General features: G+C 52.7%; 20 protein-coding genes. All 20 read right to left on the bottom strand.

Going from position 1 to position 17,824, the window contains the following annotated elements; translation table 11 throughout:
* Positions 1 to 33: 33 nt before the first annotated feature.
* The gene (locus HBM92_RS01830; protein ID WP_000847184.1) at positions 34 to 1,119 is read right to left on the bottom strand and encodes an aminotransferase class I/II-fold pyridoxal phosphate-dependent enzyme; all 1,086 of its coding nucleotides are present in this window, start codon (positions 1,117 to 1,119) and stop codon (positions 34 to 36) included.
* Positions 1,120 to 1,130: 11 nt separating this feature from the next.
* Positions 1,131 to 2,435 carry a YhfT family protein gene (locus HBM92_RS01825; protein ID WP_000366847.1) on the bottom strand — a complete coding sequence of 435 codons (1,305 nt, stop codon included), beginning with the start codon at positions 2,433 to 2,435 and terminating at the stop codon, positions 1,131 to 1,133.
* An 11-nt stretch (positions 2,436 to 2,446) separates the two neighbouring features.
* Positions 2,447 to 2,800 carry a DUF2620 domain-containing protein gene (locus HBM92_RS01820; protein ID WP_000719728.1) on the bottom strand — a complete coding sequence of 118 codons (354 nt, stop codon included), beginning with the start codon at positions 2,798 to 2,800 and terminating at the stop codon, positions 2,447 to 2,449.
* A gap of 10 nt (positions 2,801 to 2,810) precedes the next feature.
* A complete protein-coding gene (locus tag HBM92_RS01815) occupies positions 2,811 to 3,689 on the bottom strand; it encodes a phosphotriesterase-related protein (RefSeq protein WP_000006986.1) in 879 nt (292 codons plus the stop codon).
* Complete coding sequence (locus HBM92_RS01810) at positions 3,686 to 4,912, bottom strand: phosphopentomutase (RefSeq protein WP_000090568.1); 1,227 nt, start codon at positions 4,910 to 4,912, stop codon at positions 3,686 to 3,688. Before HBM92_RS01810 ends, HBM92_RS01815 begins: the two co-directional genes overlap by 4 nt.
* The gene (locus HBM92_RS01805) at positions 4,913 to 6,076 is read right to left on the bottom strand and encodes a YhfX family PLP-dependent enzyme (RefSeq protein WP_000497362.1); all 1,164 of its coding nucleotides are present in this window, start codon (positions 6,074 to 6,076) and stop codon (positions 4,913 to 4,915) included.
* Between the two features lie 83 nt (positions 6,077 to 6,159).
* The gene (locus HBM92_RS01800; RefSeq protein ID WP_001304923.1) at positions 6,160 to 6,522 is read right to left on the bottom strand and encodes a hypothetical protein; all 363 of its coding nucleotides are present in this window, start codon (positions 6,520 to 6,522) and stop codon (positions 6,160 to 6,162) included.
* 16 nt (positions 6,523 to 6,538) lie between these two features.
* Positions 6,539 to 7,444, bottom strand: a complete 906-nt coding sequence (gene yhfZ / locus HBM92_RS01795; RefSeq protein ID WP_001254828.1) for a GntR family transcriptional regulator YhfZ — start codon at positions 7,442 to 7,444, stop codon at positions 6,539 to 6,541.
* Positions 7,445 to 7,603: 159 nt separating this feature from the next.
* Positions 7,604 to 8,608, bottom strand: a complete 1,005-nt coding sequence (gene trpS, locus HBM92_RS01790; RefSeq protein WP_000165543.1) for a tryptophan--tRNA ligase — start codon at positions 8,606 to 8,608, stop codon at positions 7,604 to 7,606.
* The gene (gene gph, locus HBM92_RS01785) at positions 8,601 to 9,359 is read right to left on the bottom strand and encodes a phosphoglycolate phosphatase (RefSeq protein ID WP_001031712.1); all 759 of its coding nucleotides are present in this window, start codon (positions 9,357 to 9,359) and stop codon (positions 8,601 to 8,603) included. Before gph ends, trpS begins: the two co-directional genes overlap by 8 nt.
* Complete coding sequence (gene rpe, locus HBM92_RS01780; RefSeq protein WP_000816280.1) at positions 9,352 to 10,029, bottom strand: ribulose-phosphate 3-epimerase; 678 nt, start codon at positions 10,027 to 10,029, stop codon at positions 9,352 to 9,354. Before rpe ends, gph begins: the two co-directional genes overlap by 8 nt.
* A 17-nt stretch (positions 10,030 to 10,046) precedes the next feature.
* Entirely contained in the window at positions 10,047 to 10,883 is an 837-nt protein-coding gene (gene dam / locus HBM92_RS01775; RefSeq protein ID WP_000742141.1) for an adenine-specific DNA-methyltransferase, read from the bottom strand.
* 106 nt (positions 10,884 to 10,989) lie between these two features.
* Complete coding sequence (gene damX, locus HBM92_RS01770) at positions 10,990 to 12,276, bottom strand: cell division protein DamX (RefSeq protein ID WP_000343172.1); 1,287 nt, start codon at positions 12,274 to 12,276, stop codon at positions 10,990 to 10,992.
* 91 nt (positions 12,277 to 12,367) lie between these two features.
* The gene (aroB, locus tag HBM92_RS01765; protein ID WP_000439850.1) at positions 12,368 to 13,456 is read right to left on the bottom strand and encodes a 3-dehydroquinate synthase; all 1,089 of its coding nucleotides are present in this window, start codon (positions 13,454 to 13,456) and stop codon (positions 12,368 to 12,370) included.
* Between the two features lie 56 nt (positions 13,457 to 13,512).
* On the bottom strand, positions 13,513 to 14,034 hold the full coding sequence (gene aroK / locus HBM92_RS01760; protein ID WP_000818618.1) for a shikimate kinase AroK: 522 nt from the start codon (positions 14,032 to 14,034) through the stop codon (positions 13,513 to 13,515).
* A gap of 400 nt (positions 14,035 to 14,434) precedes the next feature.
* Positions 14,435 to 15,673, bottom strand: coding sequence for a DNA uptake porin HofQ (gene hofQ, locus HBM92_RS01755; RefSeq protein ID WP_000815998.1), 1,239 nt, complete (start codon positions 15,671 to 15,673; stop codon positions 14,435 to 14,437).
* A complete protein-coding gene (gene hofP / locus HBM92_RS01750) occupies positions 15,585 to 15,989 on the bottom strand; it encodes a DNA utilization protein HofP (protein WP_001264136.1) in 405 nt (134 codons plus the stop codon). Before hofP ends, hofQ begins: the two co-directional genes overlap by 89 nt.
* Complete coding sequence (gene hofO, locus HBM92_RS01745) at positions 15,979 to 16,419, bottom strand: DNA utilization protein HofO (protein WP_001055743.1); 441 nt, start codon at positions 16,417 to 16,419, stop codon at positions 15,979 to 15,981. The genes hofP and hofO overlap by 11 nt, the downstream gene beginning before the upstream one ends.
* Entirely contained in the window at positions 16,403 to 16,942 is a 540-nt protein-coding gene (hofN, locus tag HBM92_RS01740) for a DNA utilization protein HofN (protein WP_001069336.1), read from the bottom strand. The genes hofO and hofN overlap by 17 nt, the downstream gene beginning before the upstream one ends.
* Entirely contained in the window at positions 16,942 to 17,721 is a 780-nt protein-coding gene (gene hofM / locus HBM92_RS01735; RefSeq protein ID WP_001296474.1) for a DNA utilization protein HofM, read from the bottom strand. The genes hofN and hofM overlap by 1 nt, the downstream gene beginning before the upstream one ends.
* Positions 17,722 to 17,824 lie beyond the last annotated feature (103 nt).

The raw sequence follows: 17,824 nt of genomic DNA, 5'->3' as shown, positions 1-17,824 counted from the left end.
CTGCATTCTTTTCAAAAATATCGTTTACAACGATTAAATGCTGGCAATACTTTCACGCAAGATCCGCAATATCGTCTCTTCACCGCTGCGATTTGGGTTAATGCGAATCGCGCAATGTTCTAACTGCGGATTCGCCTGGCGAAACGTTCCGGAAAGTCGATAAAAGAGCGGCGGGATTTCATATTTCGACTCTGCACCAACCGGGTAAGGCAAGGCACCGAGTTTCTGCGCCTCTTCCAGCACTCTGGCGGCAATCGGCTGATGAAACTCCACAATCAATACCTTCGACTGTGCATTGGCAATGACGGCGCTTTTCACTTCCGCCACCGCGCCGCCGTTAAGCAAAGCCAGCAACCGTTCAGATACCCCCGCCTGCACCGCGTGCATCACTGGCGCGAGCACCAGACCACGCAACACCTCTAATGCCTGCGCCCCCTGAATCTGACTGCCGCCGGAATAGAGCGTGGCGCGAATCCGGCTAATAACATCGGCATCGCCTACCACCGCACCAACGCCCTCTGGCCCAAACAGCTTGAAGCAGGAAAATGTCGACACATTCGCCCCGCATTCGCAGCCGATTCGCGCTACCTTCATCACCGCATAGTTGTCATCGGTTAACGCTGGAACACCTGCCGCGCGCAACGTTGCCAGCACGTCTGCCAGCACATAGCGGTCCTGCGGCTGCTGGCGCGTATGCTGCACCAGCGCGGCATCAGGTTGTTGCTCGTCAACAACCTGCTTCAGTGCCGACAGATCATTGAAATCAGCCGTAATGAGCGTTAGCCCCATCTGCTCAATAATAACCCGTGTCGTCGGGTAAACAGGCGCGTCATGCACCAGAAGACGCTGCCCCGATTTGAGCAAAGCCGCCAGTGCCGCACGGATCGCGCCAGTACCCGCGCCCTGTACCAGCGCCGCGGCCTGTGCGTGAAACGCGTCAGCCAGCACCTGTTCCACACGCTGGGTAATGCGGGGCTGATTTAGCCCCGGCGTTAAGCCCAAATCACCGCAGGTAAGAAACTCGCAGCCAGGAAAATGACGGCAAATCGTGTCCACCAGCGCAAACTGCTTTTGCTGCGCCTCAATAAGCGTCAGGCTTTGCAGAGGAAACGTCTTCATAGGTGCCTTCCTTAAGCCGGAACGAACAGGCCAAGCCAGTAAAGAACATTCAGCAGGATGCCGGTGATCATTACTGCTACGACCGGTGCCGCCATTTTCTGTACCGGACGGCCCAGGGATTCGTTGAGGAAGTAAATGGCAACCGCGATAGAGAATCCGGTATAGCCCGCCATTTTGATTGCTGCAAAGATCGAACCGACCAGCAACGCCACTTCCATCAGCATATTCATGGCGTTACGGATGTTATCCGACGCATTACGTACCGACGGGTAGCGCCCCAACCATTTGCCGATCGAACGAAGCAGCAAGACTTCCGCCGAAATAACCACTGCGCCTAATACCGCTGCAACCATCGGATTCGGCGAGAGATAGCCCACCGCATAAACAAAGGTAAAGCCCGCAACTGCATACACACCGGTGGCTAACGCGGTGGTGGCAATCAACGGCACAAAACCCAGCCCGCGCATAAATTCTGCCAGTGCCGCCTGGTTGATTAGTGTTTGCGATTGTTCCGGCGTTACGCCTGCGGAGTACGCTTTCTCCAGTGTGAAGATCGACACTTCACTACCGGCGAAAATCTTCATGCTGGCAACGGCAGCAATCAATGCACCCACGATGGCGATATACGGTAAGTTTTTGATAATCCGTGATGTACGCTCTTCAAACACCGACATACCGCTGGCATCGATATCATTTTCATCACGATGGCGCAGGTCATGAGTTATTGCGATCCCCAGCAGCATCACCATGCCAATAAAGATTTCGATGGATTCAGGGTTAAGATGTGGGAAATAGCGCACTACCACCACACGAGTCATCAGTACCACCACGGCGGCGATCAGACTTTGCTTCCAGCCAAACTGGTAGAAAATCGCCACCAACGGGAACAGTGCAAAAGCTGAAACCACCGGCGAGCTTAATTCCCCCAGGCTACCTAATACATCCACCGGTAGCGCGGTCAGCAGCTGGTTTACTGGCAACAGACAGGTGAGGATCAATATTCCCCAGATAGCACCAAGACCAAACGCCATCAGGCTGTTTATCGCCAGTACGCCGAGGATATCGGTAGGAAGAAAGAGTAACCATGCGTTGAGCAGCCCGGTTTTCAGGGTAAAAGAGATCCCCACCGAGGCCACAAAACCAATGCTCAGACCAAAAGCGATACTCCCCGCCTCGCGACGGTTCATATAGCCTTCAATCAGTTGTGGCAGGATCGGGCGGATACCGTCATGAAAAACGGCCGCCGAGCGATGCGCCAGAAGCGATGTCATACCCGTCAGGCACGCCACCACGATAATCTGAATATACAGATCCATAGTCGTGCCTTTTATTTCAGATGGTTAATCAGCATCGGAATCGCGTGTTCAACGTGCTCAACGGAAAGGCCAAACGCCACTTTTCCTTCAGCGATCATTTTGGCGATATGTTCGTCTTTCGCTTTAATGCCCGGCTTGGCAATGGTGCAACTTTTGTTATAGCCAATCACCGCGATAGCAATCGACAAGGCCGCGCCCGCACCGGTATTACACGCGCCGATGTAGTAATCCAGTTGCCCGGATTTCACTTTCATTGCCGCTTCCATGTCGTTGTGAATGAAAACTTCAAAACAGCCAGGAGCCGTCGCTTCAATGGTTTTTTTAATCTGCTCACGCTGTAAGCCTGCAACGCCAATCTTTTTCATGAGTCTGTCCTTATTGGAAAAATTGAGAGGGATTTTCACGTAACATCACATCCACATCGGCCTGACTGAATCCTGACTGGCGCAATTGCGGAATAAAAGTGGTCAATAAAAAGTCATAGCCATAACCACCGTTGGCTTTTAAATGAGAGCGCCGCGTAATATCCATCGACAGCATGACGCGGTTCAGCAACCCACGGTCACGTAGCGCATGGAGCATCGCAATGCGCTTTTCGTCCGGGTAGTAACTGTTCTTGCCGATGGTGTCGAACTGCACATACGCGCCGAGATCGATCATCTTCAAAATGTTGTCGAGATTGTCTTTCAGATCGCAGTGGCCGACGGTGACGCGCGAAAGATCAACTCCGTGGGCTTGCAACAGAGCCAGTTGCTCCAGCCCCATCGTGCTGAACGACGTATGCGTGGAGATCGGGCGTCCGGTCTGGTTATGTGCCAGCGCGGCGGCAATAAACACCTTCTCTTCCAGCGACGTAATCTTCCCTTCGCTGGAGCCGATCTCCGCGATAATTCCGGCTTTCAGGTCAGTGCCATCGATACCCTGCTCAATTTCATCGACCATCTCCTGCGCCAGTTCCTGCACGCTGCGGGTCGCCACATGTTCCGGGAAAAACGCGTCCTGGTAATAACCGGTACAGGCCACCACGTTGATCCCGGTTTCGCGCATTACATCGAGCATAAATTGCGCATTGCGCCCCATGTAACGGTTGGTCATCTCAATCACATTACGCACGCCCCGGGCCATCAGGTCGTTCATCTCCTGGCAAATGAACGCATACTGATCAAGGCGGCAGTCCACGTTGTTTTTAAAGCCGGAGAGATCAATATGCAGATGCTCATGGGCCAGGGTGTAACCCGTCGGATCAAAACTCATAGGGTGTCTCCTGCAAACCGGAGGGAGGAAAGAAAAGAGCGACCATTTTGTGGCGGTGGCGCGCGGAAAAATTCACATACGGTAGCCCCCACATCAGAAAGCGTGGTGCGCACACCAAGCTGCGTAGCGACCATCCCTTGCTGATAAACCAGCACTGGCACCACTTCGCGGGTATGGTGGCTGTGACCAATGGTCGGATCGTTACCGTGATCCGCCATCACGACCAGGCAATCATCTGGCTGCATCGCCTCAATAAGCCGGGCAAGGTTACGGTCAACGACCTGCAAACGTTCCGCATAACGTGCGACGTCTTCTGCATGACCAGCGAGGTCGGTTTCCTGGATATTGGTACAAATAAACGCCGTCGGATAGGTGTTAAATTCGTTGAGGGTGATATCCATAATCCGCTGGCTATCCACCAGGTTTTGCCAGCTCACGCCATAAGGATTGCTGACGATATCTGCCACCTTACCCACCAGCACGGTTGGCACGCCCGCTTCATACAGTTTTTGCGGCACCTGCACTTTTTCATCAACACCGTAGCCCATATGTACGACCTGGAAACCGTTGTCATAGGCGCCAGAACGCGGCGCATTGATGCCAATAAAGCGCCCTTCTTTGCTTTCTGCGGCATCGAGGATGCACTGGCTGTCGGTTAACAGGCCACCAAATGTAATGACCCGCCCGACCTGTACCTGCTCACGCACGATACGACCCATTTTGATTGCGTCGTCAAAAGAGATCACAGAGAGATTGGCGGTGATGTTATAGACCTGGCCTAAATCCGCCTCGAGATTATCGCCAATCGCAACCGCCTGATTGACCCACAGAAATTGCAGATCATCGCCACGACGCTCAACCTGCCAGCCAGCGGAAACTAATGCCTGCTCAACACGGTCAATCACATCACGAAAGGGCATCCGCAGCGGCGGTAATGGGCGCGTACCTAAAATCTCCTGATGCCCCATAAAGGTATCGCCACCTTCATGTTGCAGCTCTGCCACGCCCCAGGTTGCGGAGTCTGACGGCTGCATATCGCCAGGCGCATAACCCAATGCGTTGATTAGCCCCAGAGTCTCCAGCGTTGGTAGCTGCAAATGCGGCAACTGGCTCAGGATGTGACCACAGGTATTCGCCCCGGCATCCTGCGGACGCACCAACGTGACATCTTTCATTGCCCCTACGCCAAAGCTATCAATCAATAACACCACAAATCGCGCCATTTACGCCTCCAGAGGGTTGCCTAGGCTGTCATAACGACCAACTATTTCTGGTTCGCCATGGTGAATACCGGACACCAACACCACATCGCTACGGGTGATAAAAATCTGCGTGCGAAAACAGAGCACCACTGCACTGCTTACCGGATGCTCGCCTGCCAGCGGCAGGGTGTAGTCGATACTGCTGTCATCCACGGCGTTGAGATATGTTTCAGTAATTCTTTGATTTTCTGGCGTAAACACCAGCGCATGTTGCGCGTGACCACGACGGTAGTAACCGCCGCCGTAGCAGTAGCTGTCGCCACGGAAATGATGGGAGATTTCACTTAACCAGAGCATCGCGATACGTTCAGGCTGATCGCCCTGTTGATTTGCCGGAATAGTGCCCGTCAGCGCATGACCGGGTTCGGTATGAGTCACACCGTATTCCGCCAGCAATGGCAGCGACGTGCAGCTGGTCGCTGAAGGTGCGTTCAGTTGCTCAATCGCAATACCAGATTTCGCCAGTTGATCCCGTGCTTGTACCAGCGTGTGAAGATTCGGTGTCGGCAAAACTTTCCCGGCAGCCTCATCCCAAAGCAGGCAAGGGAAATGGGTAAGTCCCGCCAAATGTAGCCCCGGCAGATTCTGGATTTCAGCAACCACCTCGTGCAGCGAATGCTGTACAAAACCGCTCTCCTGCCCCGGATAAAGAAAATCATCGTCGCTATAAACTTTGAGCAGCACAGACTGCACACGTCCGGTCTTCACCGCTGCCGCAGAAATTTCCCGCGCTTTGTCGAGGGTAAACACAGTGATGACGTCGGTTCCCTGTTCAACGGCGTCAGAAACCTGATGACAAGGGATTTGTACCAGATGCCCCTGATGCGCTACCGGCAAACCGGCGCGGCGCATGACTCGCGCCTCTTTGTAATCCACCGCCACAATGCCGCTGTAGCCCAGAGCCAGCAGTTTTTCTGCCAGCCACGGATTACGACCGAATTGTTTGGTCATCAGATACAGTTCAATGCCGTAAAGCCGCGCCGTCTCAATCAGCCGCTTGCCGTTTTCCAGAACTTGATCCACGTCGATCACCCAACTGTCCGGGGCGATCTTGCCCTGCTGCCACAAACTTAGTGCGGCGGAAATCAGCGCCGGATTCTGGCGTTTCAATGCTTCTACAAACATCTTGTTGCCTCGTTTCTGTTCCTTGAATTAAATATTCATTTTTTTGAATATTTAGGTTGTACGACGTGGATTTATCGGGAGCTTCAAACCTCTTCGTTAGCAGCCATCCATAATCCATAAAGGTTGGCCAGCAAATAGCCTTCTTCACACGGGTTAACTTCCAGTGCAAATTCCTTCAACAATACCTGATGCAATTGCACAACGGCTTGCCAGTGGCTGGATTGCGCCAGTTCCGCCAGCAATTCGTCATCCAGCGGCTCTATTTCTTCACCACGGCGACTGCGCATCAGTGCACTCGCCATATGTGTCATCGCCATCGTTCCTTGCTCACTGCGCGCCGGTAGATGGCACTCTGTTTCCAGTACATTGACGACCTGCATCATGCCTTTGCAGATGTCCTTATCAATAACGCCTGCATCGCAAAGCAGGTTGAGTCTGGTTTCCATATCAGATGCCTTTCGTTTAATAACTGGGTTCCTGTTCCCCACTGACTACTCGCTGTTGATGAGCAAGCAGGGCATGTTTATCAACAACTGCACGCAGCAGTTGTTGCATTGGGTAATCATCGACTCGCGTCAGGATCACGGCTTCGGTGGCCTGTAAAAATCGCGGATCGTCTGTGAGCGGCGTCGCTTCTAATCCCAGCATGGTCAGTTCGTTTTCCGCCACTACGTTCCAGATAACCGCGTCAACATCGCCTTTAACAATGCGTTGTAAACTCTCGTGATAAGAGAGATCGACTCGTTCCACATCACTATCGCCAAAAAAGACATCGGTCATGATTTTCTGATCTGCCGAACGGTTATCCAGCCCCACGCGCTTCACGTTTGCGGACTCGCCTTTACGGCAAATCAACTGGTGCTCGCCAACGTAGGTATGCGGTCCCAACTCCAGCGCGAGGCATAATCCTTTTTGCGTGAGATAACTTTCCGCCGCCAGTCGCGAAACCACCGCCATGTCATACACGCCGTTAAGTAAACACTCCACGCGAATATCCGCGCCGCGCATATGCGCATAGTAAAAAGGAATGCCATCAAACTGGGCTTTCAATCCGCTCGCCAGGCCTTCGTACAAACGGGTATAGGGCAAGGGCATCGCACATACCACGTTGTTGATATCCACATGAGTCAGCAATGCTTTGTTATCCATCTCGACCAGATAACTGCCATTGCGCCCACGGCGTTCAATCCGTATCGCTCCGCTTGATTCCAGCGTTTTCAACGCGGCCTGCGTCAGGCCAACCGATGAACGGCATTCAGTTGCCAGCTCATCTATGGTTTTCAGTCGATTACCGCACTTTTCACCCAACAAATAACGGGCCAGTGTCGTGATAACGACGCCTTCTTTTTTGATAAACGTTCGACGCATAATATATTTTCAATAAAATGAATGTTTATATCTTCAGGAATTTGAAGATAAGGCGCAACAGCGAGATGTGGAAACGGCGAGGCGCTTCACATTTTTTCGGATTATTGCAAATGAGGATAAAAAAACCGGGTTTCCCCGGTTTTTGGCATTAATGTTAAATTACGGCTTCGCCACAAAACCAATCGCTTCGTACACCGCTTTTAGCGTACGGGAAGCGTGTGCGCTGGCTTTTTCTGCGCCGTCTTTCATCACCTGTTGCAGGAAGGCTTCATCGTTGCGGAAACGGTGGTAACGTTCCTGCAATTCAGTCAGCATACCGGAAACGGCATCAGCCACTTCACCTTTCAGATGACCATACATCTTGCCTTCGAACTGTTTTTCCAGTTCCGGGATGCTCTGGCCCGTTACCGCAGAAAGGATATCCAGCAGGTTGGAAACGCCCGCTTTGTTCTGCACATCGTAGCGAACTACCGGCGGCTCGTCGGAGTCAGTGACCGCGCGTTTGATTTTCTTCACTACCGATTTCGGATCTTCCAGCAGGCCGATAACGTTATTGCGGTTATCGTCAGACTTGGACATCTTCTTGGTCGGCTCCAGCAGCGACATTACGCGCGCGCCAGATTTCGGAATAAACGGCTCTGGCACCTTAAAGATATCGCCGTACAGCGCGTTGAAACGCTGGGCGATATCGCGGCTCAGTTCCAGGTGCTGTTTCTGGTCTTCACCCACCGGCACCAGATTAGTTTGATACAGCAGGATGTCCGCTGCCATCAGCACCGGATAGTCAAACAGACCAGCGTTGATGTTCTCGGCATAACGCGCAGATTTATCTTTAAACTGTGTCATGCGGCTCAGTTCGCCGAAGTAGGTATAGCAGTTCAATGCCCAGCCTAACTGCGCATGTTCCGGCACGTGGGACTGAACAAAAATGGTGCTTTTCTCAGGATCGATACCACAAGCCAGATACAACGCCAGCGTATCCAGCGTCGCTTTACGCAGCTTCTGTGCATCCTGGCGCACGGTGATCGCGTGTTGGTCAACGATACAGTAAATGCAATGGTAGTCATCCTGCATGTTTACCCACTGACGCAGCGCACCCATGTAGTTACCAATGGTCAATTCACCTGAGGGCTGTGCGCCACTAAAAACGATGGGCTTAGTCATTTTTCGATTCCTGATTTTCGCTATGCGGAAGCCCTAATGCGGGCAGAAGGTCATTTAGAGACTGATAAATTACATCAGGCTGGCTGAGATCGATAGCCTCGCCGTAGTTATATCCGTAGGTTAAGCCAACTGATGGGCAACCTGCCGCTTTTGCCGCCTGAATATCATTGCGTGAGTCGCCGACAAACAGCATCTGTTGTGGAGCAATGCCCATCCGCTCAGCCACCAGTAGCAGCGGGTCCGGGTGCGGTTTTTTATTTTGCACATCATCACCACCAATCACCACGCTGAAGTATTTGGCGATATCTAAGGCTTCGAGCAGCGGCGCGACGAACGGCGTCGGTTTGTTGGTGACCAGGCCTAGCGGCAGGCCTTTAGCCTGCAACGCGCCCAACGTATCGGCAACGTGCGGGAACAAAAACGTCCCCTCTTCGGCAACCTCGCCATAGTAGCGATCGAACAGTTTACGCAGGATACGTACCTGTTCTTCTGCCGGAATGTCGTCATCAACGGGCGGTTTACCCATTGTTTTACGCAGAGTCGCACGTTCCTGACGCGCCCAGGTCAATGCGCGCTCCATCAGAATATCTGCGCCGTTACCAATCCAGGTAATAACGCGTTCTTCACCTGCGACAGGCAACTCCAGCGCATACAGCGCCATATCTACCGCAGCAGCAAGACCGGGTGCACTGTCAACCAGCGTACCGTCGAGATCAAAAGCGACGCCGCGAATATCTTCAAACTTATTCATGACTTACCTTTGCCAGTTCACTGCGCATTTCATCAATGACTTTTTTGTAGTCTGGCTGGTCGAAGATTGCCGAACCAGCAACAAACATATCCGCGCCCGCCGCAGCGATTTCGCCAATGTTGTTCACCTTCACGCCACCGTCCACTTCCAGTCGAATGTCAAAGCCAGACTCGTCGATACGACGACGTACTTCGCGCAGTTTATCCAGTGTTTGAGGAATGAAAGACTGACCGCCGAAACCAGGATTGACGGACATCAGCAGGATCACATCCAGCTTATCCATCACGTAATCCAGATAACTCAGAGGTGTCGCCGGGTTAAATACCAAACCCGCTTTACAGCCATTTTCTTTAATCAGTTGCAGCGTGCGGTCAACATGCTCGGAGGCTTCTGGATGAAAGGTAATGATGCTGGCACCAGCGGCAGCGAAATCAGGCACAATGCGATCGACGGGTTTCACCATCAGATGTACGTCGATAGGGGCGGTAATGCCGTAGTTACGCAAGGATTTCAGCACCATTGGCCCAATCGTCAGATTGGGAACATAGTGGTTATCCATGACGTCAAAATGCACGACATCAGCGCCAGCTGCCAGGGCTTTTGCGGTATCTTCACCCAGGCGGGCAAAATCAGCCGACAGAATTGAGGGGGCAATCAAATACTGTTTCATCCGCTTCTCCTTGAGAATTATTTTTTCGCGGGTGAAACGACTCCTGGTTTGTACAAAGCCAGCAGTTCGTCCACCTTTTTACGTGTGCCGCCGTTGCTGCTTATACTGCGTCGAACTTTGACGACATGCAATTTTGCGCGCTGATACCACTCACGCGTTAACATCGTATCGTGATTGGAGATCAGCACCGGAATATGGCGATCAACCAGACCTTCAGCGATCTCCGCCAGATGCGCTTGTTGTTCAAGCGTAAAACTGTTTGTGTGATACGCCGTAAAGTTGGCAGTCGCAGACAGCGGCGCATAAGGCGGATCGCAATAGACGACAGATGCATCATCTGCGCGCGCCATGCTATCGGCGTAAGACTCACAATAGAAAAAGGCATTCTGCGCTTTTTCAGCGAAGTGATACAACTCTGCTTCCGGGAAATAGGGTTTTTTGTAGCGGCCAAACGGCACGTTAAACTCACCGCGCAGATTGTAACGACACAGGCCGTTGTAACCGTAGCGGTTCAAATATAAAAACAGTACCGCCCGACGGAACGGATCCTGGCTTTTGTTGAACTCTTCGCGGAACTGATAGTAAACCTCAGCGCAATTTGTTTCGGGAACAAACAGCTCGCGTGCGGCCTGTACGTACTCATCAGTACGCATCTTCACAATGTTATAGAGACTGATCAGGTCGCTATTGATATCGGCAAGGATATAACGAGAAAAGTCGGTGTTGAGAAACACCGACCCGGCACCTACAAAAGGCTCAACCAGACATTCGCCCTTGGGCAAATGCCGTTTAATATCATCAAGCAGGGGATACTTGCCCCCTGCCCACTTCAAAAAAGCGCGATTTTTCTTCATGCTGACTAACTAATTACACCTTCTCCGGCTGTGGAGAAAGCTCCGACAGCATCCAGCGCTTCAGGCAACGCCCGCAATGATAAACCATTGCGGGAGATAACCTTGATTACTTCAGGTCGGCCTGTACCTGACGCAGCGGTTTCGCCCACGGGTTTTTGGCCTGGACATCTGCTGGCAATGTAGATACCGCTTTTTTCGCCTCTTCTTTCGAAGCATACACGCCAGAAACCAGGACATACCACGGCTGACCATTACGCGTCGTTTCATAGACAACGTAGTTTTTCAGATTCTCTTTCTTCGCCCAACCGTTCAGGTTGTCGTAGTTAGAGGAACTGCTCAGCTGCAGAGTGTAATGGCTGGACGGTGCCGATTTCAACGAACCAACATTACCTGCGGTCTTCCCTCCAGCGGCTGGTGTTGCCGTGGTTTGCGCCGGGGATGCCGTCTGTACTGGAGCCGTAGTCGCCGTCTCTTTTGGTGCTGGCGTAGAAGTCGCAGCCGGTGCCTTTGTGCTCGCCACAGGGGCAGCTGGTTCAGTTCGCTTCGGCGTCTGTGCGACTGGCTTCGGTTCCGTTTTCACGGTTGCTTGCGGTTTTTTCGGTTCAATCACCGCCTGCTGACGAGCCGGGCGCGTAGTGGCCGGACGTTCAGCGGTTTGCGTTTTCGCCGTGTCACGCGATGCATTGCCATTGCGAACAGGCGCGACAGTCGCGGGTTCAGTCGGCAATGTAGAATTGACCGCCACATTGTTCAACTGTTGCTGATTTTGTGGCTGGGTCAGCGCATTGTTCAGGTCACCCTGCACTTCAACACGTTGTTGACCATCCGTTGCCGCCGGGGTTTGCCCTTGAGTCGGCGTAGAAGAGATCGGCGGCAGAGAAACATCCTGCTGAGTATTTTCCGCAGACGTGGTTCCCGGCGCTGGCTGCACGCCATTGGCCTGATCGGTCGCATTGCCTGCAAGATCAATACTCTTCTCGCCAGACGCGGTTTGATCGCTGGAAGAGGTCGAGGGGGCTTTTAGCGCAGAACCGATACCGATGATCAACAGCAGTAGAACCAGAATGCCGACACCCATCATCATATACTGACGAGAAGCGGGTTTACTGGCTGCTTTTTTGCGCTTACGCGGACGACGCTCTACGCGCTCTTCATCCACGGTTTCATCTTCGGATTCGTCAATTTCTTCTTCGATTTCCGGTTCCTCATTACGCGCTTTTTGCGCACGAGTCGGACGGCGATCGTCAGTGTCATCAAGTTCAATATCATCAAAATTGATCTGCGGTTCGCCACGTTCAGTACGCTCAGAACGTTCAGAAGATTGACGAGAACGACCAGTACGACGATCGCTGGGATCGGGTTTCAGCTCGTCTTCTGGTTTGAATTCATCCATTTAACACCCCACTAAAAGGTTAATGCTTACCACGTTGCAATTAACCTGAAGCTAATAGACCGCTTGATAAGCGGCCTGACCTTTCTTGTTGTTACGCTGATTGACAATCGGCAATGGCGTTAAGAACAAGCTCGTGCGAAACGCCGCTGCGAACTTCACTCTTACCAATTGCCAACGGAAGAATTAAGCGCATCTCTCCCGCAAGGACTTTCTTGTCACGCAGCATATGCGGTAAATACGCCTGCGCGGACATTTCGCGCGGCCCATTGACCGGTAACCCAGCCCGCGTGAGCAGGGTTATAATACGCTGCGTTTCGGCAGAACTAAACTGCCCGAGACGTTCCGACGTCCGCGCCGCCATCACCATACCCGCAGCGACCGCTTCACCATGTAACCAATTGCCATACCCCATTTCAGCTTCAATGGCATGACCAAAGGTGTGTCCCAGATTCAGTAAAGCACGTAACCCGGTTTCGCGCTCGTCGGCGGCGACAACTTCTGCTTTCAGCTCACAACAACGGCGAATACAGTACGCCATTGCCGGACCGTCCAGACGCAACAACGCATCCAGATTCTCTTCCAGCCAGTTAAAAAACGCACCGTCAAGAATAATGCCGTATTTGATGACTTCTGCCAGCCCCGACGCTAACTCACGCGGGGGAAGCGTTTTCAGACAGTCGAGATCCACCACCACTGAAGCGGGCTGGTAGAACGCGCCAATCATGTTTTTACCGAGGGGATGGTTGACCGCAGTTTTGCCGCCAACGGAGGAGTCGACCTGCGACAGTAACGTCGTCGGGACTTGAATGAAACGTACACCGCGCTGATAACTCGCCGCCGCGAAGCCGGTCAGATCACCCACTACGCCGCCGCCAAGCGCCACCAGAGTAGTATCGCGACCATGCGGCTTTTGTAACAATGCCGTAAAGACGGTATCGAGTACAGCCAGGCTTTTATACTGCTCGCCGTCAGGGAGGATAACGCTATCGACGTTAACACCCGCCTGTTCAAGTACGCCGCGGACCTTATCGAGATACAGAGGAGCCAGGGTTTCGTTGGTGACCAACATGACCTGCTCGCCCGATTTCAGCGGTAAGAATGAAGCTGGTTCATTAAACAAACCAGATGCGATGGTAATTGGGTAACTACGTTCCCCGAGAGTAACGACAATCCTCTCCATAACGCGACATCCACCTTAATTACTGTACCCGCAGACGAGTGTATATAAAGCCAGAATTAGTTGCTTTCCAGCATGTGAATAATCTGGTTTGCAACCACTTTAGCGCTTTGATCATCAGTACGAATGGTCACGTCGGCAATCTCTTCATACAGCGGATTGCGTTCATTGGCCAACGCTTCCAGAACTTCACGCGGCGGTGTTTCAACGTGCAGCAACGGGCGTTTTTTATCACGCTGCGTGCGTGCAAGTTGCTTTTCGATGGTCGTTTCAAGATAAACGACAACGCCACGAGCGGAAAGACGGTTACGCGTTTCACGGGATTTCACAGAGCCGCCGCCAGTAGCCAGCACAATACCCTGTTTCTCGGTCAACTCATTGATGACCTTTTCTTCGCGATCGCGGAAGCCTTCTTCGCCTTCTAAATCGAAAACCCAGCCCACATCAGCTCCGGTTCGTTTCTCAATCTCTTGATCGGAATCGTAAAATTCCATATTGAGTTGTTGAGCTAACTGGCGCCCAATAGTGCTTTTTCCGGCACCCATAGGCCCAACCAGAAAGATATTGCGTTTCTCTGCCATTTTTTCGGTACTACTAAGACTATTCGTTAATGATAAACCCGCTTCGCTCAGAGAGCGCCGCAGGACATGAACTGAAACCTCATAAGATATTGCGAGAGTCAGACTGAAAATTATCTCAATACTCCAGCGGGTTTGGCAACTGAATAAATCACCCATCCCTCTGCATATCTGGTCGCTGCAAGCGCGCTGCCTTGCTACCACCGCTCTGGCGATAAATCACCGGGTAAGATTAGCGTAAAAAAGACAGCAAAATGCCGCCTGAATGATAAATCATCATCATGGAACGCAGGCAGCGAAGAGCACCAACTCTCAAATCGGTACTCCTTGTATGCTAAATACCTGCGCGCGTCAAATAGATGAAACACGTTCAGTGTAAAAACATTACCGCTTTTACGGCTGTTTACTCACTGGAAACCAGTCGTGGCGTGATAAACACCACTAACTCGCGTCGTTCATCTTCTTTTCCGTCATGACGAAATAATTGCCCGAACCAGGGAATGTCGCCAAGCAACGGTACGCTATCCTGACCCGATTTATTTTTACGGGTAAAAATGCCGCCCAGCGCCAACGTTTCTCCGCTTTTGACCTCGACCTGCGTTTCGATCTCCTGCTTATCAATCGCCAGCACTTCGCCATCTGCCTGCTGTAGCACCTGCCCCGGAACGTTCTGGCTGATGTGTAATTTCAGCCGGATGCGACCTTTTTGTAACACCGTGGGCGTGACTTCCATCCCCAGGACGGCCTCTTTAAATTCCACCGACGTCGCGCCACTTTCCCCGCTGGAAACCTGATATGGAATTTCGCTCCCCTGTTTAATGCTGGCAGGCTGAAGATGTGAGGCCAGCAGACGCGGACTGGCGATAATATCCAGCTGCTGTTTTTGTTCGAGCGCGGAAAGCTCAAGATCCAGTAAACGTCCGTTGATGCGTCCAATGTTAAAACCGATATGCGTTGTCGCCGTCGCTACGGAGAGGTCGCTGCCAAGCGTGGTGACTTGCCCAACGCCACCAGCTTGTTGCGCATCGGCCAGCGTCCATTTCACACCTAACTCACGCAAACTTTTTTCATTAATGGTGACAATATGCGCCGAGAGCTCAACCTGCCCGACCGGCAGATCCATTTGCGATACCCACTGTTCAAGCGTGCTTAACGCCGTTTTGTTATCTCGCAGCAAAAGGCGATTGGTGCGTTTATCGACGGTCATACTCCCTTTGGCACTCAGTAGCTTCTCCCCCGCTTTCGCCAGCTCTCCGGCGTCGGCGTATTGCAGAGTAATATTGCGATTTTCCAGCGGCAGATTTGCCTGCGCCCGCGCCTGCTCCGCCTCCTGGCGGGCGATATTGTCATTCTGCCAGGCAACGGAATGCACCGAGAGAATATTGCCTTCCTGCCGCGTTATCAGTCCGGCGCTTTTCACTACAGTTTGTAGTGCCTGCTTCCAGGGAACATCTGTTAGATGTAACGACACCGTACCGCTGACGTCTGGCGAAACCACCAGGTTCAACTTCTCCTGTTCAGCCAGCGCCTGCAACACCTGAGCTACCGGAACGTCATCCACCATCAGCGTCACTTTTTGCGGCTTTGCCGCCTGTACGCCGGGTATCAGCATCAACAGTAGTGCGGCTATCCATTGCTTCATTTGTATCTCCTTGCCGTTGCCACAACCAGTGTGGCGGTTCGCAGTTTGTTCCGGTTCCCAGCGTTAGTGCGTCTGGCGTCAGCTGTAAAATTGTCCAGCCGTTTTCCAGCACATCGTTTTGCTGCACCCGTCGCCATTTCTTTTGCCCGTCTTTTATTACACCGATGATGCGCTCGCCTCGCGCTACCATCCCCTGATAGCGCCACTGGCTAAGTTCGCTAATCCGGCATAGATCTTCCGGCGGTTTAAAAGGGTCACGCATACCGGTTAAAAGGCACAATGCAATACCTGCCAACAACCAGCGTTTAACCCTCATGCGGTGTCTCCAGTTGTAGCGTGAACAAAAGGTCATCACCTTCCACGCTTAACGAAAAACGGCTCACGCTGACGTTGCGCTCTGCCAGCCGTGTAAATGCCGACGGCACTGCTTCCCACAGCGTTTTCAACGCCAACTCGCCTCCCTGCGCGGATGGATGCCAGAAAACCAGTTGTGCGCCGGGCAACTGAAAATCCAGTGGCGAAAAGGGCAGCGTTTTTTCTTCGCTGAAGGGAGTGGTGTCAACCAGGCGATACAGTGCAGCCCACTGCTGGTGGTGACTCGCCCGTAGTCGAATTAATGCGTCGCGCTCTTCATGGTGTGTCAATGACAGAAAAATGAGCGTAACTAACACCAGCAACCAGACTGCCCAGCAAAACTGGCGGAGGCGGAGTGATGTGGCGAACCACCAGTCAAAGAACATGTTCATCGCTAACCTTCCTTGTTAACTGATACTCAAATTGCCAGCGTCCCTGCGCATCCTGCTGCGTGGCCCCCCTCTGATTGAGATGAAAAGAAGCATCCTGGCGGAGTGACGTTTCCAGCGCGTTTAACGCGGCAATGCTTGTTGTCAGCCCCTTGATCTCCAGCGTTCCCTGCTGCCAGCTTATCGTTGTCAGCCAGGAATGTTCGGGTAAAAGCGCCGCCAGTGCTTCCAGCGCAGATTGCCAGTCGCGGGTAAATTGTCGCTGGCGCTGCCTTTGCAAACGCTGTTCGCGTAACTGCTGGCGTTCCAGCAAACGTGGTTTCGTTATCTGTAAGCTGCGGGCGAGTTGTTGTTCCGCCTGAAGCAAAACGGCGTTTACGCGTGCTTCGGCATTGCTTGTCAGACGCAGTATTAGCGTTATCCCGACGGCCAGCAGCAGAGGCGCAACGAACATCAGCAACCAGAAACGAAGAAAAGCAGTCCGGCGTTGCTGTCGCCAGGGCAAAAAATTAATTGGCGGGTTCATCAGTACACCTTCCCAAGCGCCAGCCCCAGCGCGATGGCAAAGTCTCCACCTGGTGGCGGTAGCGGCGGCTGACGAACAGAAACCGCCTCCCAGGGGTCAAATCCGCCTTCGCCACATAGCGCGACGCTTTCGGGATCAACAGATAACGCTGCCGCCAGCTCCTTCGCGCTAGTCATCCCCACCGCCAGTTTGCGCCCCCAGCTATAGCGCGTCGCCCACAGCCACTGTTCGTTATCACGCCAGGCCAGACATTGCTGATGAGAAGGTAAAAAAGGCAGGAATCGCTGTAATGCACTGGCATCCGGAGTGATCGCGCTAACATGAACACGCAACCTTTCTGCCAGAGTAAGCAGCGTTGCCAGCTCTTTGCTTTGCGCGGCAGTCACGTTATAGGCGGGACTGAGTGAGTCTTCGCTGTAATCGAAGCGCAGGGAGTCCGGATCCATATCCAGTTCACGGGCCATCGTCCCGGACAGCCAGGCCATTTGCTCCCGCTCACCGAGGGACATCGACGGGCGTGGAAATGACCGCTGTAATGTGCGACTGGCGGGAAACGCCAACATAATGTGATGACGCTGCGGCAGTTCACGACTCCACGGTAACAACGTGTTAGCCAGCCGCTGCACATCAACAATCCGCCCATCTTTGATAATGTCGTTCTCCAGTGGCAACCGCCACCAGCGGTGCAATAAGCATTCTTTTGCGCTCCGCACGATAGCAACCGCTACCGCTTCTTGCTGTTGTAAATGCAAACCAATTTGCCAGTTCTTAAATGCCATTGTGATGATCTCCTTATCACCCGTCACTCTGACGGGTATATCAATGCGTCTGGCTTGCCTTTATACTACCGCGCGTTTGTTTATAAACTGCCCAAATGAAACT

It is taken from the genome of Escherichia sp. E.sYA108 (genome assembly GCF_011754335.1).
Lineage (GTDB): Bacteria > Pseudomonadota > Gammaproteobacteria > Enterobacterales > Enterobacteriaceae > Escherichia > Escherichia coli.
This window is presented reverse-complemented; position numbering and strand designations above follow the sequence as displayed.